At 64.5% G+C, this 25444-nt stretch carries 19 protein-coding genes; 7 read left to right on the top strand and 12 right to left on the bottom strand.

Annotated features, from left to right (window positions below; translation table 11 throughout):
• Positions 1–80 precede the first annotated feature (80 nt).
• Positions 81–602, bottom strand: a complete 522-nt coding sequence (locus tag M0209_RS09050) for a nuclear transport factor 2 family protein (RefSeq protein WP_258887948.1) — start codon at positions 600–602, stop codon at positions 81–83.
• Positions 589–1803 (bottom strand): cytochrome P450, encoded by a 1215-nt coding sequence (locus M0209_RS09045; RefSeq protein ID WP_258887947.1) that lies wholly within the window; start codon positions 1801–1803, stop codon positions 589–591. Before M0209_RS09045 ends, M0209_RS09050 begins: the two co-directional genes overlap by 14 nt.
• 43 nt (positions 1804–1846) lie before the next feature.
• On the opposite strand from M0209_RS09045, the gene M0209_RS09040 reads away from it, so the two are divergent.
• The 4 genes from M0209_RS09040 to M0209_RS09025 all read left to right on the top strand — a co-directional run bounded on the left by M0209_RS09040 (position 1847) and on the right by M0209_RS09025 (position 5788).
• Positions 1847–2410, top strand: coding sequence for a TetR/AcrR family transcriptional regulator (locus tag M0209_RS09040; RefSeq protein ID WP_258887946.1), 564 nt, complete (start codon positions 1847–1849; stop codon positions 2408–2410).
• A gap of 104 nt (positions 2411–2514) precedes the next feature.
• Positions 2515–3660: a sulfotransferase gene (locus M0209_RS09035; RefSeq protein WP_258887945.1), complete on the top strand. Its 1146-nt coding sequence runs from the start codon at positions 2515–2517 to the stop codon at positions 3658–3660.
• Positions 3657–4694, top strand: a complete 1038-nt coding sequence (locus tag M0209_RS09030; RefSeq protein ID WP_258887944.1) for a hypothetical protein — start codon at positions 3657–3659, stop codon at positions 4692–4694. Before M0209_RS09035 ends, M0209_RS09030 begins: the two co-directional genes overlap by 4 nt.
• A 14-nt stretch (positions 4695–4708) precedes the next feature.
• Positions 4709–5788, top strand: a complete 1080-nt coding sequence (locus M0209_RS09025; protein WP_258887943.1) for an alpha/beta hydrolase — start codon at positions 4709–4711, stop codon at positions 5786–5788.
• A 4-nt stretch (positions 5789–5792) separates the two neighbouring features.
• Here M0209_RS09025 and M0209_RS09020 read toward each other — a convergent pair whose 3' ends face one another.
• From M0209_RS09020 to cofE, 5 genes are all read right to left on the bottom strand, one after another.
• A complete protein-coding gene (locus M0209_RS09020; protein WP_258887942.1) occupies positions 5793–6716 on the bottom strand; it encodes a TIGR03619 family F420-dependent LLM class oxidoreductase in 924 nt (307 codons plus the stop codon).
• On the bottom strand, positions 6713–7582 hold the full coding sequence (locus M0209_RS09015) for an SDR family NAD(P)-dependent oxidoreductase (RefSeq protein ID WP_258887941.1): 870 nt from the start codon (positions 7580–7582) through the stop codon (positions 6713–6715). Before M0209_RS09015 ends, M0209_RS09020 begins: the two co-directional genes overlap by 4 nt.
• A 62-nt stretch (positions 7583–7644) precedes the next feature.
• Positions 7645–8217, bottom strand: a complete 573-nt coding sequence (gene cofC, locus M0209_RS09010) for a 2-phospho-L-lactate guanylyltransferase (protein WP_258887940.1) — start codon at positions 8215–8217, stop codon at positions 7645–7647.
• Positions 8214–9134 carry a 2-phospho-L-lactate transferase gene (gene cofD / locus M0209_RS09005; protein WP_258887939.1) on the bottom strand — a complete coding sequence of 307 codons (921 nt, stop codon included), beginning with the start codon at positions 9132–9134 and terminating at the stop codon, positions 8214–8216. The genes cofC and cofD overlap by 4 nt, the downstream gene beginning before the upstream one ends.
• Positions 9131–9880 carry a coenzyme F420-0:L-glutamate ligase gene (gene cofE / locus M0209_RS09000; protein ID WP_258887938.1) on the bottom strand — a complete coding sequence of 250 codons (750 nt, stop codon included), beginning with the start codon at positions 9878–9880 and terminating at the stop codon, positions 9131–9133. Before cofE ends, cofD begins: the two co-directional genes overlap by 4 nt.
• 82 nt (positions 9881–9962) lie before the next feature.
• Here cofE and cofH point away from each other — a divergent pair, with 82 nt between their 5' ends.
• Both cofH and npdG read left to right on the top strand, forming a co-directional pair.
• Positions 9963–12371: a 5-amino-6-(D-ribitylamino)uracil--L-tyrosine 4-hydroxyphenyl transferase CofH gene (gene cofH, locus M0209_RS08995; protein WP_258887937.1), complete on the top strand. Its 2409-nt coding sequence runs from the start codon at positions 9963–9965 to the stop codon at positions 12369–12371.
• A gap of 17 nt (positions 12372–12388) precedes the next feature.
• Complete coding sequence (npdG, locus tag M0209_RS08990; protein WP_258887936.1) at positions 12389–13045, top strand: NADPH-dependent F420 reductase; 657 nt, start codon at positions 12389–12391, stop codon at positions 13043–13045.
• Positions 13046–13097: 52 nt separating this feature from the next.
• Here npdG and M0209_RS08985 read toward each other — a convergent pair whose 3' ends face one another.
• Both M0209_RS08985 and M0209_RS08980 read right to left on the bottom strand, forming a co-directional pair.
• Complete coding sequence (locus tag M0209_RS08985) at positions 13098–14255, bottom strand: glycosyltransferase family 1 protein (protein ID WP_258887935.1); 1158 nt, start codon at positions 14253–14255, stop codon at positions 13098–13100.
• An 11-nt stretch (positions 14256–14266) separates the two neighbouring features.
• Positions 14267–14971, bottom strand: coding sequence for an endonuclease/exonuclease/phosphatase family protein (locus tag M0209_RS08980; RefSeq protein ID WP_258887934.1), 705 nt, complete (start codon positions 14969–14971; stop codon positions 14267–14269).
• Between the two features lie 170 nt (positions 14972–15141).
• On the opposite strand from M0209_RS08980, the gene M0209_RS08975 reads away from it, so the two are divergent.
• Positions 15142–15753 carry a DUF2490 domain-containing protein gene (locus M0209_RS08975; RefSeq protein ID WP_258887933.1) on the top strand — a complete coding sequence of 204 codons (612 nt, stop codon included), beginning with the start codon at positions 15142–15144 and terminating at the stop codon, positions 15751–15753.
• A gap of 17 nt (positions 15754–15770) precedes the next feature.
• Here M0209_RS08975 and M0209_RS08970 read toward each other — a convergent pair whose 3' ends face one another.
• From M0209_RS08970 to rpoB, 3 genes are all read right to left on the bottom strand, one after another.
• Entirely contained in the window at positions 15771–16592 is an 822-nt protein-coding gene (locus M0209_RS08970; RefSeq protein WP_258887932.1) for a sulfite exporter TauE/SafE family protein, read from the bottom strand.
• A 123-nt stretch (positions 16593–16715) separates the two neighbouring features.
• Positions 16716–20984, bottom strand: a complete 4269-nt coding sequence (rpoC, locus tag M0209_RS08965) for a DNA-directed RNA polymerase subunit beta' (protein WP_258887931.1) — start codon at positions 20982–20984, stop codon at positions 16716–16718.
• Positions 20985–21059: 75 nt separating this feature from the next.
• Positions 21060–25226, bottom strand: coding sequence for a DNA-directed RNA polymerase subunit beta (rpoB, locus tag M0209_RS08960; RefSeq protein ID WP_258887930.1), 4167 nt, complete (start codon positions 25224–25226; stop codon positions 21060–21062).
• Positions 25227–25444 lie beyond the last annotated feature (218 nt).

Here is a 25444-nt window from a genome sequence, read left to right as displayed (position 1 = left end):
TGGGCAGGTCTAGACGCACAGCCGTCATCCATCTGCAGGGCGCTAGTCAACGCCTCACCCGACATACCGCCGCAGCGAAGTTACACGCCGCGCGTGAACAGGACCGATGTCAGCTCGGCATAGCTGAGGTCGCGCGTCGGATCTGGTTTCGCGCCATGATCGTCGGCGGGACGGACGATCTTCGTGTCGAATGATACGGTCCGCTTGGCGAAGCGCCAGTGCCCGTCCTCGCGCCGGTAGCGGTCGATGTAGCGCACGCCCTGAATGTCGTGCTTCAGCCCGCCCGTGCCGTCAGGGATCAGGTGCCAGGCGATGGCATAGACCTCACCCTCGCCCGTATCGCCATCGACCGAGATCAAATGGTTGCACACGAAGTGATTGCCGATGTGCATGTGCGGCAGGCTGTGTTCGAGGAAATCGACATAGGCCTGCGCGTGGCCGTCGAAATGGCTCCCGTGCGAATCCCACCCGTCCGAAGTGTAAAGCGTCCGCAACAGCGCGAAATCCTGGCGGTCGACCCCGCGCGAATAGAGCGAGGCGAGTTGGCGAATTTCCTCGCGGGCGATCAGCGTCTCAAGCGCGGTGGTGCTATTTGACGTCACAGGCCACCACCGCGTTCCGCAGTTCGTAACTCTGCAACAGATCGATCCAGCCGATATCGGGCGCGCGGTCGAGGCGGATGCCCGGAACACGCAACAGCGCGTCGAGGAACAGCCGCGTCTCGTGCAGCGCAACCTGCCAGCCGGGGCAATGATGCGCGCCGTCGCCGAAGCTGAGGAACGACCCGTTGGTCTTGAGCCGCGCCGCGCGGTCAGGATCGATGGCCAGGGGACAGGCGCCGACGATAGCCTCGTCGACGTTGGCAGCGCGCAAGTCGAGCGCGTAATTGACACCGCGCTCGATGGGCTCGGCGGCGAGTTCCACCCCCTCCAAGTCGGTGCGGCGATAGAGGAAGTGCGCGATGGGATCGAGCCGCAGGATTTCGAGCAGAATCGCAAATTGTTCGGCTTCGTCTCCTTTCAGGAACCGCGCTTTCAGCTCGGGCCGGTCGAACATCTGCCATGCCGCCACCACAATGAACTCGCGTGTCGTGACCATCCCGGCGGCGGCATAGGTCATGCATTCCATCAGGATGGCTTTTTCGCGATAGCCTTCGCGCAGCAGGTGCGACAGGATATCGTCCTGCGGATTAGCCCGCCGCGCGCGGATGGCGGGCTTCACATCGCGGTAGAAAAAATCGATCGCGTTCAGCGCCTTTTTTGCCGACAGATAGAGGCGACCTACATAATTGGCTTTGTAGACGAACGCTGCGGAGAGCGAGACCGCCAGACGGCGTGCCATCCTGCCCCGGTCGCTGTTGTTGAGGCCGACAATGTCGGCGGCAACCGCGACCGCCAGATCGAAGCTCATCAGATCGAGGCGTCCACGACCGGTACGTTGCAATTCACCCAGCTGCGTCGCGATGACCTGTTCGATGATATTACGATAGCGCGTGGTGATGATCTTGGGCGTGAAATAGCGCGCAATCGTCGCGCGCTTTTTCTTGTGCGGCGCGCCTTCCAGAAAAAACACCGGCGCTTTGTCAGGCTCGCTGGTGTCGAAAAATTCCGCCCCCCCGCCGCCCTGGACCATCGCCGGACTTCGCAGAGCGTCGCGCGCGAAAGCGAACGAGCCGTTCAGTTTGGTGCCTTTGTCGTGCCTGGCCCGGCGTGCCGCGACCTGCGCGGTCTTGCGGTCGTCGCGGTCGGCGTGGAAGGGGCAAGCATCGGCGCTTTCGCCGACCATATCTAATGCCAACGTCATCACAGGCCTCGCCTTTTTATGATCTATAGTGTATCATAAACAAATGAACGACGCGCCGTCAACTCAGACTGATGCCCGGCAGGTGCGGACCCGCCAGGTGCTGCTCGACGCCTTGTTGCGCCTGATCGAGATGCGACCGTTCGATCAGGTCACGATCCGTGAAATCGCCAAGGAAGCGGGTATCGGCTACGCGACGTTCTTTCGCCACTACCCCTCCAAGGATGCGCTGCTCCACGACCTTGCCGCGGGAGAAATCGCGGCGTTGCTTCAGCGGGCGCTGCCGGTGCTGTTCGCGGCGGACACGCGCCAGTCGTGCATCACCCTATTCGACTATGTCGCGTTGCGCCGTGCGCTCTGGTCCGCGCTGCTGACGGGCGGGGCAGCGGCGGCGCTCAAACAGGAATTCATTGCGCAGGCAAAACGGATTGCGGACTCCGAAGGCGAAGTCGGCGGGTGGCTTCCTGACGAATTGCGGGTCGTGTTTGCCGTCAGCGCGACCGTCGAGATTATTGCGTGGTGGCTACACCAAGATCCGGATTTCGGGGTCGATCGCATCGCGGAAATCCTCGACCGGCTGGTGGTTATCCCGGCGATGGCGGCCGACTGACCGGCGGCAAGTCGCATCGCCGCGCCGATGGATGGAGACCGGACAGTGACCCGCGTCCGGCATTGACGTTAGCCTGCTCTCCCAAGCCGGGAGAGGCCAAGGCCATGGCGCGCGTTACAGAATTGATGGACCGCGCCTGTGCGACCACAGGACTTGCCGAATTTGGTGACGATAGTTTCCGCGAAGGTCTGGAGATTCTGGTCGAAGCGGCGGACCGCGAGGCACGTTTTACCGAAATGGGTGCGGCGGCGTTCGACGCGCAGATCGTCGATCTGCTGTCGTGCCGGTTGCAGGTCGAGCACTGGTACGCCCGGCATCCTGAAATCGACGAACAACAGATCGTCGCCCCGCTGATCGGGCTTGGGCTGCCGCGCACCGGATCGACCGCGCTGTCGTGCCTGCTTGCCGAAGACCCTGCCGCGCGCTCGATCCGCAACTGGGAGGCGCAGGCACCTTGTCCGCCGCCCGAGCTTGAGAAGCAGGACAGCGACCCGCGCATCGCCCGTGCCGAAGCCGCGATGGAACGCCGCGACCGCTTGTTCCCGCGCATGAAGGCAATGGTCCCGTCGAGCGCGACAAGCCCAAGCGAATGCCAGACCTTCATGGGTTACGACTTCAAGTCGCAGCTGTTCCAGGCGTTTGCAAACGTGCCGAGCTATACCGAATGGCTCAACCACCGCGCCGATCTCGTCCCGACCTACCGCTATGTGAAGCGCGTGCTGAAACTGCTGCAATGGCGATGTCCCCCGACGCGCTGGCGGCTCAAGAACCCGAGCCACTCGCTCTTCATCGGCGCACTAGATAGCGTATTTCCCGACGCGCGTTTCTGGATGACGCATCGGAATGTCGCGCAGGTCATCCCCTCGGTCGCCGACCTGTATTTCGAACTGGGCAGCGCCTATTCGGATGCTGCCGACAAGCCCGCACTCGGCGACCTGACCACCGATTTCTGCGAACTGGGCATGAGCCGGATGATCGCGTTCCGCGATGCGGGCAACGACCACCGCTTCTTCGACGTCCACTTTGCGCCGTTTCAGGCCGATCCCTTTATGGTCATCGAGCAACTCTACGACTGGCTGGGCGAGGAACTGACCGACACGACCCGCGCGCGGATGCAGGCGTGGCGCGCGGCCAATGCGCGCGAAAAGCACGGCAGCCACAAGGTCGATCCGACGGATTTCGGGATCGACGTGGCCACCCTTGCCGCGCGGTTCGCCTTCTACACCGGTCGCTTCGGAGTTGCAGGATGACGGGCGGAGAACTCAGCAGTGGCCTCGCCCTCGACAAGGACCATGTCTTCGCCGCCTGCCCGACCGACCCCGAGATGCGCGAGAGCGTGTCCTTGTGGTTCGTCGAGGAGAATGGCGCATTCGCCTTTCCGCGCACGGGGATCGAGGCCGAGGCGAAAAGCTGGGACGACCGGCTGTTTCAGTTCAACATGGCGTTTCCCGGCGGCCGCGTGCTGATCGGACCCGGGCGCGGCCCTGCACCGAAGCCAGTCGATGCGGCTGGTCGGCCGACCATTATCGGCGCGGGGCCGCTGGTGTTTCAGTGTGTCGAGCCGTTCAAACGCTGGACCGCGCGTTTCGACGGTGACGCGGCGGACGGCGATGTGGCGGACCAGATCGCGGGTCGGCTCGACACGGCGCGGCGCTCGCCGGTGAAATTCGAGATCGATATGGTGATGGCGACCTCCGCCTGGGTGCAGGAGAACGCTTCGCTCGACCTGTCGAAACTCAGCGCTGCCGAGCGCGCCGACGCCGAAAGCATGGGCATCGGCTATCGCTTCGAACACCTCTTCCGTGCGACCGGGACTTACGAAATCGACGGCACTACGCGACCCTTCAAGGGCACGGGCCTTCGCATCCACCGCCAGAGCGCGCGACCGCTCGGCGGGTTTCGTGGACATTGCTGGCAGTCGTGCCTGTTCCCCGGCGGTCGGGCGTTCGGTTATATCGCCTATCCGCCGCGCGACGACGGCAGCGTCACCTATAACGAGGGGTACCTCTACCTCGACGGACGGATGATCTCCGCGCGTGTTGTCGACGCGCCGTGGCTCAGGCGGATCGTGCCGCGCGGCGACGACGTCTCGCTGGTGCTCGAATCCGAACTCGGCCTGACCCGCATCGCAGGGGAGACGGTGCTGTCGACCTTCCGAATCGGCAATCCCGATATCGGGGGGCTCAACCTGCAACAGGCGGGCGTGCGCTACAGCTGGGACGGCGAAGTCGCTTACGGGATGATCGAGCGGTCGGATCAGGCCAGGCTGATGACATTCGAATGAGAGGGAGATCGACGATGCACGGACACAGGATGTTCAAACTGGCGGTTGGGCTCGCCGCGCTCGGGCTTGGCCAAACCGCACTCCGCGCGCAGGACAGCAAGGGCGGTACGATCGAAGCCGATGGCACTGTCGTCGTACCGTCGTTCAAGCTGCCGCCCTCGATTTACACCAGCGAGGAAGCGAAAAAGGCCCTGCCGCGCACGCCCGCCGATCCCGAAGCGGGCATGTTCCGCGCGCTCGCCTCGGGCCGGGTCGGCGAGGCGCGCAAGATGATGCCTCAACTGATGGGCGCGCGGCTCAAGCGGCTGACCGAGATGTATGGCGTCACGACGCGCGCGACCGAAATTGCCGGTGTGCCCGCCGTCTATGCGACGCCGGTCAAAGCGATCCCGACGGCGAACCGCAAGAAGATCATGCTCAACCTGCCCGGCGGCGGCTTTGTCATGGGTGTCGCGGGCGGCACCGGGATGGTCGAATCGATCCCGCTCGCCGCCCTCGCGCAGGTCGAGATCGTCAGCATCACCTATCGCCAGGCGCCCGACGCGATGTTCCCGGCCGCGAGCGAGGACGTCGTCAAAGTATATCGCGAGCTGCTCAAGACCCACAAAGCGCAGGATATCGCCGTGTTCGGCTGTTCGGCTGGCGGGCTGCTAACCGCAGAGGCGATGGCGGCGTTCCAGAAGGAAAAACTGCCGCTGCCGGCCGCCGTCGGCATTTTCTGCGCGTCGGCGGATGCACGCTGGGGCGGGGACAGTCGCGCGTTCGGGCGACCGTTTCAGGCCCTGCCGTCCAACGATGCGCCGCGCCGCTATTTTGCCGAGGGCGACCTGACCGATCCGCTGGCTTCGCCTGTCCTCGATACCGCAGTCCTCAAACGCTTCCCGCCGACGTTGCTGATTACCGCAACGCGGGCGATGGAAATGAGTGCGGCGGTCAACACCCACCGCGAACTGGTCAAGGCAGGGGTCGACGCCGACCTGCACGTCTGGGACGGCCTCGGCCACGCGTTCTTCTACGACATCGGCCTGCCCGAATCGAAGGAAGCGTTTGCGGTCATGACAACGTTTTTCCGCAAGCATTTGCGGCTGAAATAGCGGGTCAGGCAGCGCCGAGCTTCGCGATCACGCTTTCCCCGAACGCCTCGGCATTGTCGCACCATTCGGCGCGGGTGCGGCCCGCGATATTCATGCCCGCTGCGACCAACCCCATGTCGGCAAATTGTCCGGCGCGGTCGACGATCATTTGCGGCGTCCATTCCTCGCCGGGCTTGACGATGCTGCCGATGGCGACCGTCGGCGGCGTCTCGCGCCCGACGGTTTCGCAATGGGCGTGCATATAGGCGAGCGCCTCGGCCAGCTCGGCCTCATTTGTGATCTCTGCCGTCCGCGTCGTCGCAGTCGAGACGCCGCCCACCGTGAAAAAGGGATACCAGCCGTCGCCGAGCTCGACCGCACGGCGGATCGCGCGGCGGGCATTGCCGCCGACGAGCAGCGGCGGGTGCGGCGTCTGGATCGGGCCGGGCAGGATGCGGTTGCCGAACGCCTCATATCCCGTGCCCTCAAAAGCGAACTCCTCGCCGGACAGGGCCAGTTTCAGCGCGCGGAGATACTCGTCCATCAACTCGTTACGCTGCTCGAAATCGACACCGAGCGCGCGATATTCGCCTTTCAGATAGCCCGCGCCGACACCGATGGTCACGCGGCCGCCCGAGAAACGATCTAGTGTGGCGACGGCGCGCGCCACGATGAACGGGTTGCGGTAAGGGAGTACGAGGATGCCGGTCTGGAGCCGCACTTTCGTCGTCGCCGCCGCGACCAGCGACAGCATGACGAGCGGGTCGTGCGCAAGGTGTCCGCCTGCATCGAGCCAACGCCCGGTCGGGACCGGGTGATCGGTCACCAGCGCGGCGGCGAAGCCCGCGCGTTCGATGGCCGCGCCGATCTCCGCCACCCCTTCCATCGTACAGAATTCGCTGTCGGGGTCGTGACGGTCGAAGGGCAGCGGAATGTTGAACGCGATCATGCGGGGGGCTCCTCGAGATTGGGATAGGCTTCGGCGAGCACCCATTTGCCCGCACGGTCGCGGACCCAGCCGCCCGACGCCCAGGCGCCGCCATCGACGGGCAAGATGGTGCCGGTGATATAGCTGCTCGCGGGCGAGACGAGGAACAATGCCGCCTGTCCGCATTCCTCGGCGATCCCCGCGCGCTGGAGCGGAATTCTGCGTGCGGTGGCGTCGTGCTGCGCCGGGGTCGGCTGGAACCAGATGCTTTCGTCGACCGGCCCGCTGGTGTTGCCGCTGGTGCCCGGTGTGACGGTGTAGTCGGGCGCAATCGCATTGACGCGGATGCCATGATGGCCGAGTTCGAGCGCCATCGTACGGTTGAAGTTGTTCATCCCCGCCTTGCACGCGGCATAGACGGCGTAGAGCGGCGCGGCGCGCGACCCCTCGATGCTGGTCACGTTGAGGATGGCACCGCCGCGTCCGCCCCGGATCATCAGCGGAACCGCTGCGGAGGTGGCAGCGAACAGGCTGACGAGGTTGAAGTCGATGTGCTTGCGCCATGAGCGCTCGGACTGGTCGGCAAAGGGCCGTGCCGACACGCCGCCGGCATTGTTGACGAGGATGTCGAGCCGACCGAACTCACGGTCGGCGGTGGCGATTGCCGCGCGGATCTGGTCGGTATCGCAGACGTCGGTAGGGCAGGGCAGCGCGCGTCGGCCCAGTTCCCCGACCCGTGCGGCGACCTCGTCGCACCGTTCGGGAACGATGTCGGCAATGACGATATCCGCACCTGCTCCGGCCAGGGCGAGGGCAATGGCGCGCCCGATACCACCGCCGCCACCGGTGACGAGCGCGACTTGTCCGATCAGCGATCCCTCGGCCATTCCGTTCCTCCAAGCGTCGACGGTGGGCGCGCGGCAAAGCTCAAGTCAAACGGGGCGGGGTGTCATATCGGGCAGGCGATGGGCAACGCGCCAGAAGCGCGTGCAGCGTCGAGATCGTCCGGGGTGTCGATGTCGAGCGCCAGTCCCGCGCGTTCGACAACCGCGGCATCGGACAAGAGCGCGCGATGCCGCGCGAAGCTGCCCTCGCCGAAACAGGGTATTAGCTGTGCGGCACTAGCCAGCGCCAGCCCGTTGGTCCCGGTCCCGGTCCGGTCGGGGGCGATGGCAGCACCTGCGGCTTCCGCTGCCACGATCAGTGCACCGATATCGTCAGCGCCGAGCAGCGGCAGGTCGGCGTGGACGACGAGCACCGATGTCTGGCCGAAAAGAAGGGCGAGTTCGGCGTTCAGGCCGCGCCCGCAATCCCGTGCCCAAACGACGCCGGCTGTCTGCGGCGTTTCGGGTGACAGCATGACGATCCGCTCGACGTCTTTTGCTGCCCGCAACTGGGCGACGACATGATCGGCCATTGCCGCGACGAGCAGATCGCGCTTTGCACGCGACAGCCGTCCCGCGAGCCGCGTCTTGCAGTCGCGGCCCAGATTGAGCGGGACAATGGCGGTCCAGCCGGTCATCCCGCCAGCGTGCGTGCAAAATCGCATGCTGCCTGCGCGACGCGGATCTTGTCGCTGAGGTCGCTCATCAGCGTCGCTGTCGCGCATGCGGGCAGCGATGCCGGTCCCGCATCGCCTGCGTCATGGATCATCCCGTCAATGATGCCCTCGTAATGCGCGGCGATGGCGCGGTTGTCGGGATCGATACCCAGTTCGGACATCAGCTTTGTCGTCGGACCCTTCACGGCTTTGCCGCCCACCAGCGGCGAGATGGCGATGACGGGCGCGGCAGTGTTGCGGAGTGCCGTGGCGATGTCGCGGACGGCGAGCAGCGGATCGACCGACAGATAGGGGTTCGACGGCGCGATAAACACCATGTCGGCCTCCTCGATCGCCGCAACGACGCCTGGTGCGGGCTTGGCACCCGCAGCACCTTCGAAGCGGATTTTGCCGACGACGGGACGGCACTGGCGCTCGACGAAGTAGTTCTGGAACGCCAGCGACCCTTCGTCGGTGTCGAGCCATGTCGCAACCGGGTCATCGCTCATCGGCAGGATCGTCGCGCCGATCCCCCAGCATTCGGCGATTTCAGTCGTGATTGCTGACGGCGTTTTCCCCTGTCGCAGCTGGTCGCTGCGCCACACGTGCAGCGCCAGGTCGCCGTCGCCGAGGTTGAACCAGTCCGGCCCGCCCAGCGCCTTCAGCGCCGCCATGAATGCCCATCTTTCGCCCGCGCGCCCCCAGCCCTGCACCGCGTCGGACTGGCCCGACAGCGTGTAGAGCAACGTGTCGATATCGGGCGAGATGTGCAGGCCGAGGTGGCGAAAATCGTCGCCGGTGTTGACGATGGCGGTCAGCCGCTCGATCCCGGCGCAGTGCTGCAGGCCGAGCACGAACTTTGCGCCCCCGACGCCGCCGGTGAGAACCGCGACCTTCACCGGAACAGATCCTCGTCGGGCGCGCGCACCAGTGCGGTGGCGGGGCAGGGTGCGCCCGGGAGGACCAGCCCGCGCACCAGAGCTGCGGGGACGCCTTCGCTGCCTTCGCCCATCGCAAGGCCTGCGGCGGAGGCAATCAGGTCGCCATAAGCGATCAACGTGGCCTGCATCGCGCGGCCGTCGCGGTCGCGCTCGCCGCGCTTGTCGTAAAGTGCTGGGATGCCCGCGCAGCCGATGGCGACATTGACGACGCCGTGCCGCCACGGTCGCCCGAAGCTGTCCGAGACGACTACCCCGGGACGAACGCCGATAGCGGCCTCGACCGCATCGGCGATCCGCGCCGCCGATGCATCGGGATCGACCGGCAGCAACAGCGCAAAGTCATCATGCCCGGGGCCGAGATTCGATGCGTCGATCCCCGCATTGGCCATCACCAGTCCCAGCCGGTGGCGCGTAATGAGTACGCCGGGCGCGGCGCGCACGACCTCGACAGACTCCGCCAGCACGAGTTCGACCAGCCGCGCGTCTTTGCCAATCGCTCCTGCGATTTCGGTGGCGCGCGATCCCGGCACGACGTCTGCCAGCGCCACCATCCGCCCTTCGGCTTTCGATACGATCTTTTGGGTGACGACGAGAATATCGCCTTCTTTCAGTGACATTCGTGTCAGCGCTTCGACGAGAACAGCACCCGGATCATCGCCCTTTGCGACCTCGCCGATGCCAGTGACGGGACGAATCTCGATCATTGTCCGCCCTTTACGAACCTGCTTAGCATGATGCCGAGCCGCCCTGCGATTGAAGGTGCGGCGGGCAAGGAGTCAATCGCGCGTGCCGTTCGCAGCCGACCATATCGCGGGGGGGGATCGGCTGCTGCGCGCGTACCTGCTCGGCGGGGCGGCGGACGGCCTGCTTGCCGAGGCACGGACCCTGCGCGATGCCGGGCATGGCCTGCTCCAGAGCTTCTCGCCCAAGGTGTTCATTCCCTTGACGCAGCTGTGCCGCGACTATTGCCATTATTGCACCTTCTCGCGCCCGCTCGACCGCCACGAACGGGCCTATCTGACGCCCGACGACGTGCTGGCGATTGCGCGGGCTGGCGCTGCGCAGGGATGCACCGAGGCGCTGTTCACGATCGGCGACAAGCCCGAGCTTCGTCACCGTGCTTCACGCGATGCGCTTGCTACGATGGGCCATGCGACGACTATCGACTATCTGGTCGAGATGTGCGCGCTGGTTCTGGGCAAGACCGGGCTGTTGCCGCACGTCAACGCCGGGGTGATGGCGCGCGAGGATTTGCGGCGGCTGCGCGACGTGTCGGCGTCGCAGGGGCTGATGCTCGAAACCGTTGCCGACCGGCTGGGGGAGAAGGGCGGCCCGCACTACCGGTCGCCCGACAAACGGCCGGCGGCGCGGCTGGAAACGATCCGGATGGCGGGCGAACTCGCAATCCCCTTCACCAGCGGCATATTGATCGGCATCGGCGAGACGCGTGGCGAGCGGCTCGATGCGCTGTTCGCCCTCCGCAACCTTCACCGCGACTATGGCCATATCCAGGAAATCATCGTCCAGAATTTCCGCGCCAAGCCGCGCACGCCGATGGCCGATGCAGCGGAGCCCGCCCTGGACGATCTGCTTTGGACGATTGCGGCGGCCCGCCTGATCTTCGGACCGGAAATGAACATCCAGGCCCCGCCCAATTTGTCGGCGGACGATTTCGGGGAGTTGATGGACGCCGGCATCAACGACTGGGGCGGGATTTCCCCGGTGACGCCCGATCATGTGAACCCAGAAGCGCCGTGGCCCGAGTTCACGCGGCTCGAAGCGGAAACACGCAAGCGCGGACGGATCCTCGTCCGCCGTCTGCCGGTTTACCCGCGCTTGATCGCCGAAGCGCGACGCTGGATTGCGCCGGAGGTTTTGCCCGCAATCCGGCGACACTGCGACGCGCACGGCTGGGGCCGGGAGGATGGGTGGCACAGCGGGGACAATGCTGTTCTGCCGCCGACGCCGGGAACCGCTTCGGGGTCGGCCGATCCGGCTATCGCCGATGCACTTGCCGCATTGACCGACGGTGCCGAACCCGCCACCGCCCTGATCGAAACGCTGTTCTCGGCGCGTGGTCTGGATGTCGATTACGTTTGCGAAGCTGCCGACCGCCTTCGCCAGGCCATAAACGGCGACAGCATCGGCTATGTCGTCAACCGCAATCTCAACTATACCAATATCTGCGCCTATAACTGCGGCTTCTGCGCCTTTTCCAAGGGCAGCATGCACGATGACCTGCGCGGGCGACCCTATGACCTCGACCATGCCGAGATTGCCCGCCGTGTGCGCGAGGCATCGGCGCGGGGCGCGAGCGAGGTCTGCCTTCAAGGGGGCATCCACCCTGCCTACACCGGCCACACCTATCTCGACATTCTCGGGACGGTGAAATCGGCGGTACCCGACATCCACGTCCACGCCTTCTCGCCGCTGGAGGTCATGCACGGCGCGCATACGCTGGGCATGAGCGTGCGGACCTTCCTCGAGCGGCTGAAGGCTGCGGGTCTCGGTTCGCTTCCCGGCACGGCGGCAGAAATCCTCGATGACGATGTCCGCGCGGTCATCTGTCCCGACAAGCTGACCACCGCCGAATGGCTCGACGTTATCGGCACGGCCCATGACGTCGGGCTGAAGACCACTGCGACGATCATGTTCGGGCACGTCGAAAGTCCGGCGCACTGGGCGCGGCATTTGCTGTCGGTGCGCGATCTCGCGGCCCGCACCGGCGGCATCACCGAATTCGTGCCGCTGCCCTTCGTCCATATGGAAGCGCCGCTATCACGCCGGGGTCGAACCCGCGCAGGGCCGACCTTCCGTGAGGTGCGGTTGATGCACGCGGTTGCGCGGCTGGTATTGCATCCGCATGTTGCCAATATCCAGGCAAGCTGGACAAAGCTGGGGCCGCAAGGCGCGGCGATCTGCCTGCAAGGCGGCGCAAACGATCTTGGCGGCACGTTGATGAACGAGAGCATCTCGCGCGCCGCCGGCAGCGCCCACGGGCAGGAGATGTCGCCGGGGGCGATGAAGGCGCTGATCGACAGCCTTGGGCGGATTCCGCGCCCCCGCACGACGCTTTATGCCGATGCCGATCCTGCGCTGGTTGGCCGCGCGCGCGTTGCCGCGCCGCTGACCCCTGTCGTCCAGACCCCGCCGCGCAAGCACCGCACTGAACCCGTACTGGAGTCCGTTTCTTGACCATCGAAATCCCCCGTATGACCATCGCGATTCTCGGCGGCGCGGGCAAGGAAGGCAGTGGCCTCGCGCTGCGCTGGGCGGATGCGGGACACAGGGTTGTCATCGGGAGCCGCGACCCCGCCCGCGCCGTCGAAGCCGCTGCGGAAATCAACGCGGCGATCGGGCGAGAGGCAGCGGCCGGGGCAGATAATATGTCTGCGGCCGCTGCGGCAGATCTCGTGGTGCTCGCCGTCCCCTATGCAGCGCAACGCGCCACGGTCGAAGGGGTGCGGACCTCGCTTGCGGGAAAGATCCTGATCGACGTCACCGTCCCTCTGGTCCCGCCGAAGGTCAGCCGCGTGCAATTGCCAGAGGGCGGTTCGGCGGTCGAAGCGATCCAGAAGCTGCTGGGCGGGGATGTTCGGGTGGTGTCGGCGTTCCAGAACATCTCGGCGCATCATCTGAAGCACCTTGGTGCCGAGATCGATTGCGACGTGCTGGTCTGTGCCGACGATAAGGAAGCGGGGGAACTGGTCGTCGGTCTCGCGCGCGAAATCGGACTCGGCGCATTCTATGGCGGGGTGCTCGCCAATTCGGTGGTGGCCGAGGCTTTGACCAGCGTGCTGATCGCGCTCAACCAGCGTTACAAGGTGCCGGGTGCGGGTATCCGGATTACCGGCATTCCGCGCGACTGAACGACAGTGGAAAACATCGGGAGCCGATGGGGCGCAACCCCATACAGGCGCTTCATCCTTTGCCTGCTGCCCGACGGCGTGCGATGATATCGATATATTTCGCGGCCAACGTCCCGTTGACCGCGTCCCAGGTATAGCCATCGGCAACGCGCTCTCCGGCTTTCCCTGCCGCATGAGCCGCCGTGCAGTCGTCGGCATAATGGGCGATGGCATCGGCGTAGCCGGCGATATCGCGCGGGGCGATCAGCGCGCCGGTAACGCCGTGGGTGACCAGGCTGCGCGTCCCCGTTGCGTCCGCGCCGACGACGGGCAGCGCGCACGCCATCGCCTCCGATGTGACATTGCCGAAGGTTTCGGTGACGCTGGGCTGGAGCAGCAGGTCGGCCGAAGCGATAGCACGACCGAGGTCGGTCCCCGCCTGATGACCCGCAAAAATGGCTTCGGGCACTTGCGCGGCAAAGGTGTCGCGGGCCGGTCCGTCGCCGATCACCAGAACTTTGTGCGCAATGCCGCGCCGCTTCAGTTCGACGATGACGTCGCCGAACACGTCGATTCCCTTTTCCAGCACGATTCGCCCGAAAAAGGCGATGACGAAGTCGTCGTCCGCAATGCCCAGCGACCGTCGCCAGTCAAGACTGCGGCGAGCGGGATTGAACACATCCCGGTCGATGCCGCGCGACCATATGCCGACATCGGCGTTCATGCGCTCCTCGCGGAGTACATCGGCCATCGAGTCGGATGGCGCAACGATCGCATCGCACTGCTGGTAGAAGCGCCGCTGAATCGCGACCCCCAGCGGCTCGAGAAACCCGATCCCGTAATAGCGGAAATAGGTTTCGAAGCGGGTGTGGACCGACGCCAGTACCGGGAGCTTGCGCGATTTGGCATAGCGCAGCGTACTGTGGCCGAGCAGTTCGGGAGAGGACAGATGCATGATGTTCGGCTTGAACGCATCGATGTCGCGCTTGGCCGCGCCCAGCCCCAGCGGTACCTGATATTCGGGGCGAAACGGCAGCGGAACTGAGCGCACCGCGACCAGATCGCCCGTCGGCGCAAAGGCGGGTTCGGCGACCACCGGCGCGTAGACCCGCACCGCCGCACCCCGGTCGAGCAGCCAGCCGACAAGATTGTTCAGCGCCCGGTTCGCCCCGTCGCGCACGTAATTATAGTTCCCGCTGGTCAGCGCGATGCGGAGGTCGGAAATCTGCATTGCGGGTGGCGTTAGCGCGCCTTGCCTGCGAGTTCCACATCCGCCCATACCGGAAGGTGATCGCTTGCCCGTGCAGCGAGGGCGCTGGTGTGGACACCGCATGCGATAATACGGGTGTCGTGATCGACCATGATGCGGTCGAGACGGCCGACCGGGCGACGGCTGTGATAGCTGGCCCCGGTGGGGGCGATACGGAATTTATGCGCGAAATCGATCAGGCACCCCGCATGCGGCCGCCATTCGTTGGTGTCGCCCATGACGATGGTCGGCCGGGTCGCGCGCTCGGCAAGTGCCGCAGTGATGGCGTGCCCCTGTCGTCGTCGATGCAGGCCCGAAAGGTCGAGATGCATGCCGACGACGCGTAAGGACCTGCCGCCGATTTCGAGGTCGGCCAGCACCGCACCGCGGGGCTCCAGGGTCGGCAGGGTAAGGCGCGAAATGCTTTCGATTTTTGTGCCGTGCCGGACGAGCAGGGCATTGCCGTGCCAGCCGATACTTCCCGCGCGTGCCGCGATGTCGACGACGGCATAGGGTGTGTGGTGCGCGATCAAGGCCGCCGGCAATGCCGCCAACCGCGCGCCGAAACGCCTGTCGGCTTCCTGCAAAGCCACCACATCGGCATCGATCTCGTTCAACACGTCGAGGATGCGTAGCGGCGCGCGTCGCCGGTCGGTGCCGACCGCTTTGCGAATATTATAGGTTGCGACCCGGAGCATCGAATGGCGGTTAGCGGCAACACGATCGCGATGCACCCAATCTTCTGGTAACCAGCCGGTTCACGCGATAGGGGCCATCACGAAAATGTCATGATCGGGGGACGGGCAAAGTGGGATCGGTACGGGTTGCTGCAGCATTGGCGTTAGTCGCCATATTGCCGGAACCGGTCGTGGCAGCGACCGAAGACATTCAGGGCTGGTCGACTGCATCGCTCACTGGGAAAATTGCCGACGGCGTGTTGGGGTCGGCCGAGGTTGTCGAGCGCTTCACCAACGATGCCAGCCGGTTGGGGCAACTCGAGGTCCGCACCCAGATCGGGCATCCGGTCAGCAAGAATGTCACGCTGTGGCTCGGCTATGTCCATGTCGTGACTTACGCCCGGACAGGACGCGACGGGATCGAGGATCAGGCGGTCCAGCAGATCAGCTGGAACATGGGCAAGCTGCTCGGCGGCTCGCTGTCGTCGCGGACCCGGCTGGAGCAGCGGTTCCAGCGCGGTGTCACCGATGTTGCGGTGCGCTTTCGCGAACAAGTCAAACTCGTCATTCCGCTCAAGAAAAAGGGGCTGAGTACCGTGCTGTGGGTCGAGCCTTTCGTTTCGCTCAACCGAACGAGCGCGGCGCGTCCGGGCATCGATCAGGTGCGGAGCTTTGCGGGCCTCGGCTTCAAGCTGTCGAAGCATGCCGATCTGGAGGCGGGGTATCTCAACCAGTACCTCGACCGCGCGAACGGCGATTTCAGCAACCATGCGCTGTCGGTTAGCCTGGGATATAAATTCTGACCGGTTAGCCGATCAGATTACCAGAGCTTGAGCAGCTTCGTCGCGACCGCCAACAGGACGAGCGCGAGCATGACACGTAGCAGGCGTTCGGGCGCGCGGCTGCCGATCAGGCTGCCGATGACGACGGCGGGGACCGAACCGGCGAGCAGGCTGAGCAACAGGTCCAGGTCGACCGTACCGATCAGCCAATGGCCGATGCCCGCCACCAGAGTCAGCGGCACGGCATGGGCAATGTCGCTGCCGACGATGCGCGCAACCGGCATTCCGGGATAAAGGATTAGCAGTGCAGTCACGCCGATCGCACCTGCGCCGACCGATGTCATCGAGACAAGCGTACCGAGGATAGCCCCCAGTATGATGGTCGCCAGCGCGCGATGTCCGGCGTCGCGCGTACCGAAGGTCCGCGTCGCCCAGACGACGATGCGGGTGCGGAAGAAGACGGCGGCGGCAGTGCCGAGCAAAGTGATCGCGAGCGTTGTCGTGATCAGCCGTTCGGTGCCGGTATCGAGCTTGCCGAGGCGGTTGATGAGGAAAAGGGTCGCGATTGCCGCCGGGATGCTGCCGCTCGCCAGCCGCCGGACGATCTTCCAGTCGACCGTGCCGCGAAAGCCGTGAACGCCGCTGCCGACCGTCTTGGTCGCGCTGGCGAACAACAGGTCGGTCCCGACGGCGGTCGAGGGGGCAAAGCCGAACATCAGCACCAGCAGGGGCGTCATCAGCGACCCGCCGCCGACGCCGGTAATCCCGACGAGCAGCCCGACGAGCGCGCCCGCAATCGCGTGATACGGATCGATATGCGGCAGTGTCGTGGCTCCCCCTGAACGAGCGGAGGATAGCACAGCGGCGGGGTAGGGGAAGGAAGGGAATGTTGGGGCGCACCACCACGCGCTTTCAGAGGAAACGAAAACGGCCCCCCGGATCGCTCCGGAGGGCCGCCTTCGTAACCGTCGCGGTTGCTACGGTCAGTCGTTCAGATACTCGCCCGCATCCGCATCGGTGCCATGGCCCGATGTGATGACCGCGGCGAGTGCGTCGTCACCGGTGTCGCCTTCGACCGGCTGGCGCAGTTCGGCAGCATGCTCTTCGGCCGCCGACTGCGGCGCGATGAGCGAGGCCTGCCACGCGCGCTGCTGGGCACGGAGCGCCGCGTCCTTGCTGTTCGCGGTCACGCGCAGGCGGTTCATGCCGGCACCCGTGCCCGCCGGGATCAGACGCCCGACGATCACGTTTTCCTTCAGACCCGTCAGCGTGTCCTTCTTGCCCTCGACCGCCGCCTGCGTGAGCACGCGGGTGGTTTCCTGGAACGACGCCGCCGAGATGAAGCTGCGGGTTTGCAGCGACGCCTTGGTGATGCCGAGCAGGATGGGCTTGCCTTCGGCGAACGCCTGACCCTTTTCGAGCTTGGCGTTGATCTCGTCCATCTCGACCCGGTCGACCTGTTCGCCGGCCAGCAGCGTGGTGTCGCCACCGTTGGTGATCTCGACCTTTTGCAGCATCTGGCGAACGATCGTTTCGATGTGCTTGTCGTTGATCTTCACGCCCTGCAGTCGATAGACCTCCTGGATTTCGGCGACGAGATATTCGGCAAGCGGCTCGATCCCCATGACTTCGAGAATGTCATGCGGGTTGGGCGAACCGCCGATGAGGTTGTCGCCGCGCTTGACGTAATCGCCTTCCTGAACGTCGATAACCTTCGACTTCGGGATGAGGTATTCCGCCAGCTCGCCGCCATCCTCGGGCTGAATGCCGATCTTGCGCTTTGCCTTGTAATCCTTGCCGAACACGACCCGGCCGGAAGCGCGCGCGATGATCGCGTTCTCCTTGGGGATGCGTGCCTCGAACAGCTCGGCCACCCGCGGCAGGCCGCCGGTGATGTCGCGCGTCTTGGCGGCCTCGCGGCTGACACGGGCAAGCACGTCGCCCGCCACAACCGTGGCCCCGTCCTCGACTGACAAGGTCGCGCCGATAGCGAGCATATAGCGCGCGGCATCGGCCGAATCCTCACCCAGCAGGGTCAGGCGCGGACGCAGATCCTCCTTGGTGCGGCCCTGGCGATATTCGGTCACGACCTTGTTAGCGATGCCAGTGGCTTCGTCGACCTGCTCGGTCAGCGTCTGGCCCTCGATCAGGTCCTGATACTTCACGATACCACCAGTTTCGGTGATGACCGGCGCCGTGAACGGATCCCATTCGACCAGCCGGTCGCCCTGCTTCACCAGTGCCCCGTCGTCGAACAACAGGTATGCGCCGTACGGAATGCGGTGCACCGCACGCTCGCGGCCGTCGGCATCGACGATCGCGATTTCGCCTTGACGCGACAGCGACACGCGCCGACCCGCCTTGTCCTTGATGATGCGGACGCCGCGATATTCGAAGCTGCCGTCGGCCATCGCATCGATGTTCGACTGTTCGTTGACCTGCGCCGCGCCGCCGATGTGGAAGGTCCGCATCGTCAGCTGGGTGCCGGGCTCGCCGATCGACTGCGCCGCGATCACGCCGACCGCTTCGCCGATGTTCACCGGCGTTCCGCGGGCAAGATCACGTCCGTAGCAAGCGCCGCAGACGCCGCCGACGCTTTCGCAGATCAGCGGGCTGCGGATTTTGACGGCCTGCGTGCCGACGGCTTCGATCTGAATGATCATCGCTTCGTCGAGCAACGTCCCCGAAGCGATGACGGTTTCACCCGTCTTGCTGTCGGTGATGTCCTCCGCCGTCGTACGGCCGAGGATACGCTCGCCGAGCGACGCGATGACCGAGCCGCCCTGAACGATCGCCTTCATTTCGAGTGCGCGCTCGGTGCCGCAATCGAGTTCGACGATGACGCAGTCCTGCGACACGTCGACCAGACGGCGGGTCAGGTAACCCGAGTTCGCGGTCTTCAACGCCGTATCCGCGAGACCCTTGCGGGCGCCGTGGGTCGAATTGAAGTACTCAAGGACGGTCAGGCCTTCCTTGAAGTTCGAGATGATCGGTGTTTCGATGATCTCGCCCGACGGCTTGGCCATCAGCCCGCGCATACCCGCAAGCTGCTTGATCTGTGCCGGCGAACCACGCGCGCCCGAATGCGCCATCATGTAGATGGCGTTGATCGGCTTCTCGCGGCCCGTTTCCGGATCGCGCTTCACGCTCTTGATTTCGTCCATCATGGCCGCCGCCACCTGGTCGCCGCAACGGCTCCAGGCGTCGATCACCTTGTTGTACTTTTCCTGCTGCGTGATCAGGCCGTCCTGATACTGCTGCTCGAAGTCCTTCACGAGCGCGCGGGTATCGTCGACTGTCGCTTCCTTGCTGTCCGGAATGATCATGTCGTCCTTGCCGAACGAAATGCCCGCTTGGAACGCGTGCTTGAAGCCCAGTGCCATGATCGCGTCCGCGAACAGCACCGTCTCTTTCTGGCCCGCGTGGCGATAGACGATGTCGATGACGTCGCCGATTTCCTTCTTGGTCAGCAGGCGGTTGATCGTTTCGAACGGCACTTTGTGGTTCTGCGGCAGGGTCTCACCCAGCAACATACGACCCGGTGTCGTTTCCACGCGCTTGAGGTAGCTCTTGCCAGCTTCGTCGACCTGCGGAACGCGGGTCGTGATCTTGCTGTGGAGGGTCACGGCCTTGGCGTTCAGCGCCTGGTGCACTTCGGACATTTCGCCGAGCAGCATCCCTTCGCCGGGTTCGCCTTCCTTCATCATCGACAGGTAATAAAGCCCCAGCACCATATCCTGCGACGGCACGATGATCGGCTTGCCGTTGGCGGGCGACAGGATGTTGTTGGTCGACATCATCAGGACGCGCGCTTCCAGCTGCGCCTCGAGCGACAGCGGAACGTGCACGGCCATCTGGTCGCCGTCGAAGTCGGCGTTGAACGCCGAGCAGACCAGCGGGTGAAGCTGGATCGCCTTGCCCTCGATCAGGACGGGCTCGAACGCCTGGATGCCGAGACGGTGAAGCGTCGGCGCGCGGTTCAGCATGACCGGGTGCTCGCGAATGACCTCGTCGAGGATGTCCCAGACTTCCTTGCGCTCCTTCTCGACCCACTTCTTGGCCTGCTTGAGCGTCATGCTGAGGCCCTTGGCGTCGAGGCGCGCGTAGATGAACGGCTTGAACAGCTCGAGCGCCATCTTCTTGGGCAGGCCGCACTGGTGGAGCTTCAATTCCGGCCCGGTCACAATGACCGAACGACCCGAATAATCGACGCGCTTGCCGAGCAGGTTCTGGCGGAAGCGGCCCTGCTTGCCCTTCAGCATGTCGGACAGCGACTTCAGCGGACGCTTGTTGGCACCCGTGATCGTGCGACCGCGACGGCCGTTGTCGAACAGCGCGTCGACGGCTTCCTGCAGCATGCGCTTTTCGTTGCGGACGATGATGTCCGGCGCACGCAGCTCCATCAGCCGCTTCAGGCGGTTGTTACGGTTGATGACGCGGCGATACAGATCGTTGAGATCCGACGTCGCGAAACGGCCGCCGTCGAGCGGCACCAGCGGGCGCAGTTCGGGCGGAATGACGGGCACGACTTCGAGGATCATCCATTCGGGGCGGTTCCCTGAATCGATGAAGCTCTCGACGACCTTCAGCCGCTTGATGATCTTCTTGGGCTTCAGTTCCGACTTGGTGACGGCCAGCTCGTCGAGCAGGTCCTTGCGCTCGCCTTCGAGGTCGAGTTCCTCGAGCATGCGGCGTACGGCTTCGGCACCGATGCCGGCGCTGAACGCGTCTTCGCCGTACTCGTCCTGTGCTTCTAGGAGCTCGTCCTCGGTCAGCAGCTGGAATTTCTCGAGCGGGGTCAGGCCCGGCTCGATGACGATATAGGCTTCGAAATACAGGACGCGCTCGAGCTGCTTCAGCTGCATGTCGAGCAACAGGCCGATGCGCGACGGCAGCGACTTCAGGAACCAGATGTGCGCGACGGGGGCGGCCAGCTCGATATGGCCCATGCGCTCACGACGAACCTTCGAGACGGTGACCTCGACGCCGCACTTTTCGCAGACAATGCCCTTGTACTTCATGCGCTTGTACTTGCCGCACAGGCATTCGTAATCTTTGATCGGACCGAAGATGCGCGCGCAGAACAGGCCGTCACGCTCGGGCTTGAACGTGCGGTAATTGATGGTTTCCGGCTTCTTGATCTCGCCGAACGACCACGAGCGGATGCGCTCGGGCGACGCGATGCCGATCTGGATCTGGTCGAACGTCTCGGCCTTGGCGACCGGGTTCATGAAGTTGGTCAGTTCGTTCATTTCTTCATCCCTCAGCAGGGTAAAAATCTAGGTGCGGACGTTGCAGGAGCGCGGCGGTCGCCGCGCTCCGCATTGTCACTCCGCCGCGATCGCCGGTGTGTCGTCCTCGTCGGGGATCACGTCGTTCATATTCAGTTCGACGTTGAGACCCAGCGAGCGCATTTCCTTGACGAGCACGTTGAAGCTTTCGGGAATGCCTGCCTCGAACGTGTCGTCACCCTTGACGATCGCCTCATAGACCTTGGTGCGGCCGACGACATCGTCGGACTTCACCGTCAGCATTTCCTGCAGCGTATAGGCGGCGCCGTAAGCCTGGAGCGCCCAGACCTCCATTTCGCCGAAACGCTGTCCGCCGAACTGCGCCTTGCCGCCCAGCGGCTGCTGGGTGACGAGCGAGTACGGCCCGATCGAACGTGCGTGGATCTTGTCGTCGACCAGATGGTGCAGCTTGAGCATGTAGATATACCCAACCGTTACTTTGCGGTCGAACGCATCACCCGTGCGGCCGTCGTACAGCTCGACCTGACCCGACGTATCGAGGCCCGCGAGCGTCAGCATCTCCGACACATCGGCTTCGCGCGCGCCGTCGAAAACCGGCGTTGCCATCGGCACACCGTTCTTCAACAAGCCTGCCATATCGACGATTTCCTCGTCGGTACGTGCAGCGATTTCGGCGTGATACTTCTCGCCGTACACGGTCTTCAGCCGCTCGCGGACGGCCTCGGGCGGTTTCGCCGCCTTGGCATCCGGATTGGCTTCGCGCCATGTTTCGAGCGCCTCGGTGATCTGCTTGCCAAGACCGCGCGCGGCCCAGCCCAGATGCGTTTCGAAGATCTGCCCGACGTTCATGCGGCTCGGCACGCCCAGCGGATTGAGCACGATGTCGACATGCGTGCCGTCCTCGAGGAACGGCATGTCCTCGCACGGCAGGATGCGCGAAATCACACCCTTGTTGCCGTGGCGGCCGGCCATCTTGTCGCCGGGCTGCAGCTTGCGCTTCACCGCGACGAACACCTTGACCATCTTGAGCACGCCGGGGGGCAGCTCGTCGCCGCGCTCCAGCTTCTCGACGCGGTCCTCGTACTTGGCGTTGATGATGCCGACAGCGTCGTCATACTGCGCCTTGACCGCTTCCAGATCGGTCTGACGCGCATCGTCGGCCACCGCGATCTTCCACCATTCGAACTTTTCGACGAGGTCGAGTGCGGCATCGTCGATGACGGCACCTTTCTTGAGCGCCTTGGGCGCGGCGCTGACCGTCTGGCCGAGCAGCATTTCGCGCAGGCGCGACCAGCTGGCCCGATTCAGGATCGAACGTTCGTCGTCGCGGTCCTTGGCGAGGCGTTCTTTTTCCTCGGCCTGGATCGCCCGCGTACGGTCGTCGATGTCGATACCGTGACGGTTGAACACGCGCACTTCGACCACCGTTCCGGCAACACCGGGCGGCAAGCGGAGCGAGGTATCGCGGACGTCCGACGCCTTTTCACCGAAGATGGCGCGGAGCAGTTTCTCCTCCGGTGTCATCGGGCTTTCACCCTTCGGCGTGATCTTGCCGGCAAGAATATCGCCCGGCTCGACCTCGGCCCCGATGTAGACGATGCCCGCCTCGTCGAGGTTGCGCAGCGCTTCTTCGCCGACGTTAGGGATGTCGCGGGTGATGTCCTCCGGCCCCAGCTTGGTGTCGCGGGCCATCACTTCGAACTCTTCGATGTGGATCGACGTGAACACGTCGTCCTTCACGATGCGCTCGGAGATGAGGATCGAGTCCTCATAGTTATACCCGTTCCACGGCATGAACGCGACGAGCGTGTTGCGGCCTAGCGCCAGCTCGCCGAGTTCGGTCGAGGGACCGTCGGCAATGATCTGGCCCTTCATCACCGCGTCGCCGACCTTCACCAGCGGACGCTGGTTGATGCAGGTGTTCTGGTTCGACCGCTGGAACTTCATCAGCGTATAGATGTCGACGCCCGAATGGCCGCTGTCGATCTCGCCGGTGGCGCGGATGACGATACGCGTTGCATCGACCTGATCGACGATGCCCGCGCGGCGGGCGCCAATGGCGGCACCCGAATCGCGCGCCACCGTCTCTTCCATGCCGGTGCCGACGAACGGCGCCTCGGCCTGGACGAGCGGCACGGCCTGACGCTGCATGTTCGATCCCATCAGCGCGCGGTTGGCGTCATCGTTTTCCAGGAACGGAATGAGCGAGGCCGCGACCGACACCAGCTGCTTGGGGCTGACGTCCATCAACGTGATGATGTCGCGCGGCGCCATCAGGAATTCGCCGGCCTGACGCGACGAGACGATGTCCTCGATGAAACGGCCGTCCTTGTCGAGTTCGGCGTTGGCCTGCGCGATAGTGTGCTTGGCTTCTTCCATCGCCGACAAATACTGGACGTCGTTGGTAACCTTGCCGTCGACGATCTTGCGGTACGGCGTTTCGATGAAGCCGTATTTGTTGACGCGGCTGAACGACGCGAGGCTGTTGATCAGGCCGATGTTCGGCCCTTCCGGCGTCTCGATCGGGCAGATGCGGCCGTAGTGGGTCGGGTGAACGTCGCGCACTTCGAAGCCCGCACGCTCGCGCGTCAGACCGCCCGGCCCGAGCGCCGAAACGCGACGCTTGTGCGTCACTTCGGACAGCGGGTTGGTCTGGTCCATGAACTGCGACAGCTGCGACGAACCGAAGAATTCGCGCACCGCGGCGACCGCAGGCTTGGCGTTGATCAGGTCGTTCGGCATCACGGTCGAGACGTCGACCGACGACATGCGCTCCTTCACGGCGCGCTCCATGCGGAGCAGACCGACGCGATACTGGTTCTCGAGCAGTTCGCCGACCGAACGGACACGGCGGTTGCCGAGGTTGTCGATATCGTCGATTTCGCCCTTGCCGTCCTTCAGGCCGACCAGCGTCTTGACGACCGCCAGAATGTCCTCGGTGCGCAGCGTCGTGTGATCGTCGGGCGCGTCGAGGTCGAGGCGCATGTTCAGCTTCACGCGACCGACGGCGCTCAGGTCGTAGCGGTCGGCGTCGAAGAACAGCCCGGCGAACAGCGATTCCGCCGTCTCGCGCGTCGGCGGTTCGCCGGGGCGCATGACGCGGTAGATGTCGCTCAGCGCGTGATCGCGGTCCTCGGCCTTGTCGGCGCGCAACGTGTTGCGGATCCAGGGGCCGGTGTTGACATGGTCGATGTCAAGCAGTTCGAGCCGGTCGAGACCCGCCTTGTCGATTTTTTCGAGGTTCTCGGCCGACACTTCGTCGCCTGCCTCGATGTAGATTTCGCCGGTCTTCTCGTTGATGAGGTCCAGAGCCGAATAGCGGCCGAAGATCTCCTCGGTCGGGATCAACAGGGCTTCGAGGCCGTCCTTGGCGGCCTTGTTGGCGGCACGCGGCGAAACCTTTTGCCCCGCCGGGAACACGACTTCGCCGGTCTTGCCGTCGACGACGTCATAGGTCGGCTTCTGCCCGCGCCAGTTCTCGGCGACATAGGGAACCTGCCAGCCGCCGGTGCCGCGAACCCAGGTGACGGTGTTGTAGAACTCGGCGAGAATGCCCTCGGGGGTCAGGCCGAGCGCGAACAGCAGCGCGGTGACCGGCAGCTTGCGCTTGCGGTCGATACGGACGTTGACGATGTCCTTGGCGTCGAATTCGAAATCGAGCCACGACCCGCGATACGGAATGACCCGCGCGGCGAACAGATATTTGCCCGACGAGTGGGTCTTGCCGCGGTCGTGATCGAACAGGACGCCGGGCGAGCGGTGCATCTGGCTGACGATCACGCGCTCTGTGCCGTTGATGATGAAGGTGCCGTTCTGCGTCATGAGCGGCATGTCGCCCATGTAAACGTCCTGCTCCTTGATATCGAGGACCGAACGGGTTTCGGTCTCGGTGTCCACTTCGAACACGATCAGGCGCAAGGTCACGCGCATCGGGGCGGCATAGGTGATGCCGCGCTGGCGGCACTCGTCGGTGTCGAACTTGGGGTCTTCGAGTTCGTAATGGACGAAGTCGAGCTCGGCGGTGCCGGCGAAATCGCGGATCGGGAACACGCTGCGCAGCGTCTTTTCGAGGCCCGAGACATAGCCGATACTTGGGTTCGAGCGCAGGAACTGCTCATAGGATTCGCGCTGCACCTGAATCAGGTTCGGCATCTGCGTGACTTCGTGGATGTTGCCGAAGACCTTGCGGATGCGGGGACGGTTCGCGTCGGTATGCGAATCGGGAGCGAGCTGCGTTGCCATAGGAATGTCGTACCTTCGTTCGTGTCTCGAAACGCACATGACGACACGATAAGCCCCCATACGGAGGCTCGTTTCCGGTGTCGCATGAAGGCCCGGGTCAGTTCATTCGTTCGGCACGCTGCGCGACGGCGTACCATGTCTCGAACGGAAGGGCAGAGCGGGTATATAGGAAGCGGTGGACGGCTTGTCCAGCATCGGCGCAAAGCCGGTTGACGGGT

The sequence above is a fragment of the Sphingomonas sp. SUN039 genome (genome assembly GCF_024758725.1).
Lineage (GTDB): Bacteria > Pseudomonadota > Alphaproteobacteria > Sphingomonadales > Sphingomonadaceae > Sphingomonas_O.
This window is presented reverse-complemented; position numbering and strand designations above follow the sequence as displayed.

Bases quoted from the DNA above. Each gene is read 5' to 3' on its own strand.
- M0209_RS08985 (WP_258887935.1), bottom strand. From the start codon at position 14,255: ATGCAGATTTCCGACCTCCGCATCGCGCTGACCAGCGGGAACTATAAT.
- cofC (WP_258887940.1), bottom strand. From the start codon at position 8,217: ATGACCGGCTGGACCGCCATTGTCCCGCTCAATCTGGGCCGCGACTGC.
- M0209_RS09035 (WP_258887945.1), top strand. From the start codon at position 2,515: ATGGCGCGCGTTACAGAATTGATGGACCGCGCCTGTGCGACCACAGGA.
- M0209_RS09030 (WP_258887944.1), top strand. From the start codon at position 3,657: ATGACGGGCGGAGAACTCAGCAGTGGCCTCGCCCTCGACAAGGACCAT.
- npdG (WP_258887936.1), top strand. From the start codon at position 12,389: ATGACCATCGCGATTCTCGGCGGCGCGGGCAAGGAAGGCAGTGGCCTC.
- M0209_RS08980 (WP_258887934.1), bottom strand. From the start codon at position 14,971: ATGCTCCGGGTCGCAACCTATAATATTCGCAAAGCGGTCGGCACCGAC.
- M0209_RS09045 (WP_258887947.1), bottom strand. From the start codon at position 1,803: ATGACGTTGGCATTAGATATGGTCGGCGAAAGCGCCGATGCTTGCCCC.
- M0209_RS09025 (WP_258887943.1), top strand. From the start codon at position 4,709: ATGCACGGACACAGGATGTTCAAACTGGCGGTTGGGCTCGCCGCGCTC.
- rpoC (WP_258887931.1), bottom strand. From the start codon at position 20,984: ATGAACGAACTGACCAACTTCATGAACCCGGTCGCCAAGGCCGAGACG.
- M0209_RS09040 (WP_258887946.1), top strand. From the start codon at position 1,847: ATGAACGACGCGCCGTCAACTCAGACTGATGCCCGGCAGGTGCGGACC.
- M0209_RS09020 (WP_258887942.1), bottom strand. From the start codon at position 6,716: ATGATCGCGTTCAACATTCCGCTGCCCTTCGACCGTCACGACCCCGAC.
- M0209_RS09015 (WP_258887941.1), bottom strand. From the start codon at position 7,582: ATGGCCGAGGGATCGCTGATCGGACAAGTCGCGCTCGTCACCGGTGGC.
- cofE (WP_258887938.1), bottom strand. From the start codon at position 9,880: ATGATCGAGATTCGTCCCGTCACTGGCATCGGCGAGGTCGCAAAGGGC.
- rpoB (WP_258887930.1), bottom strand. From the start codon at position 25,226: ATGGCAACGCAGCTCGCTCCCGATTCGCATACCGACGCGAACCGTCCC.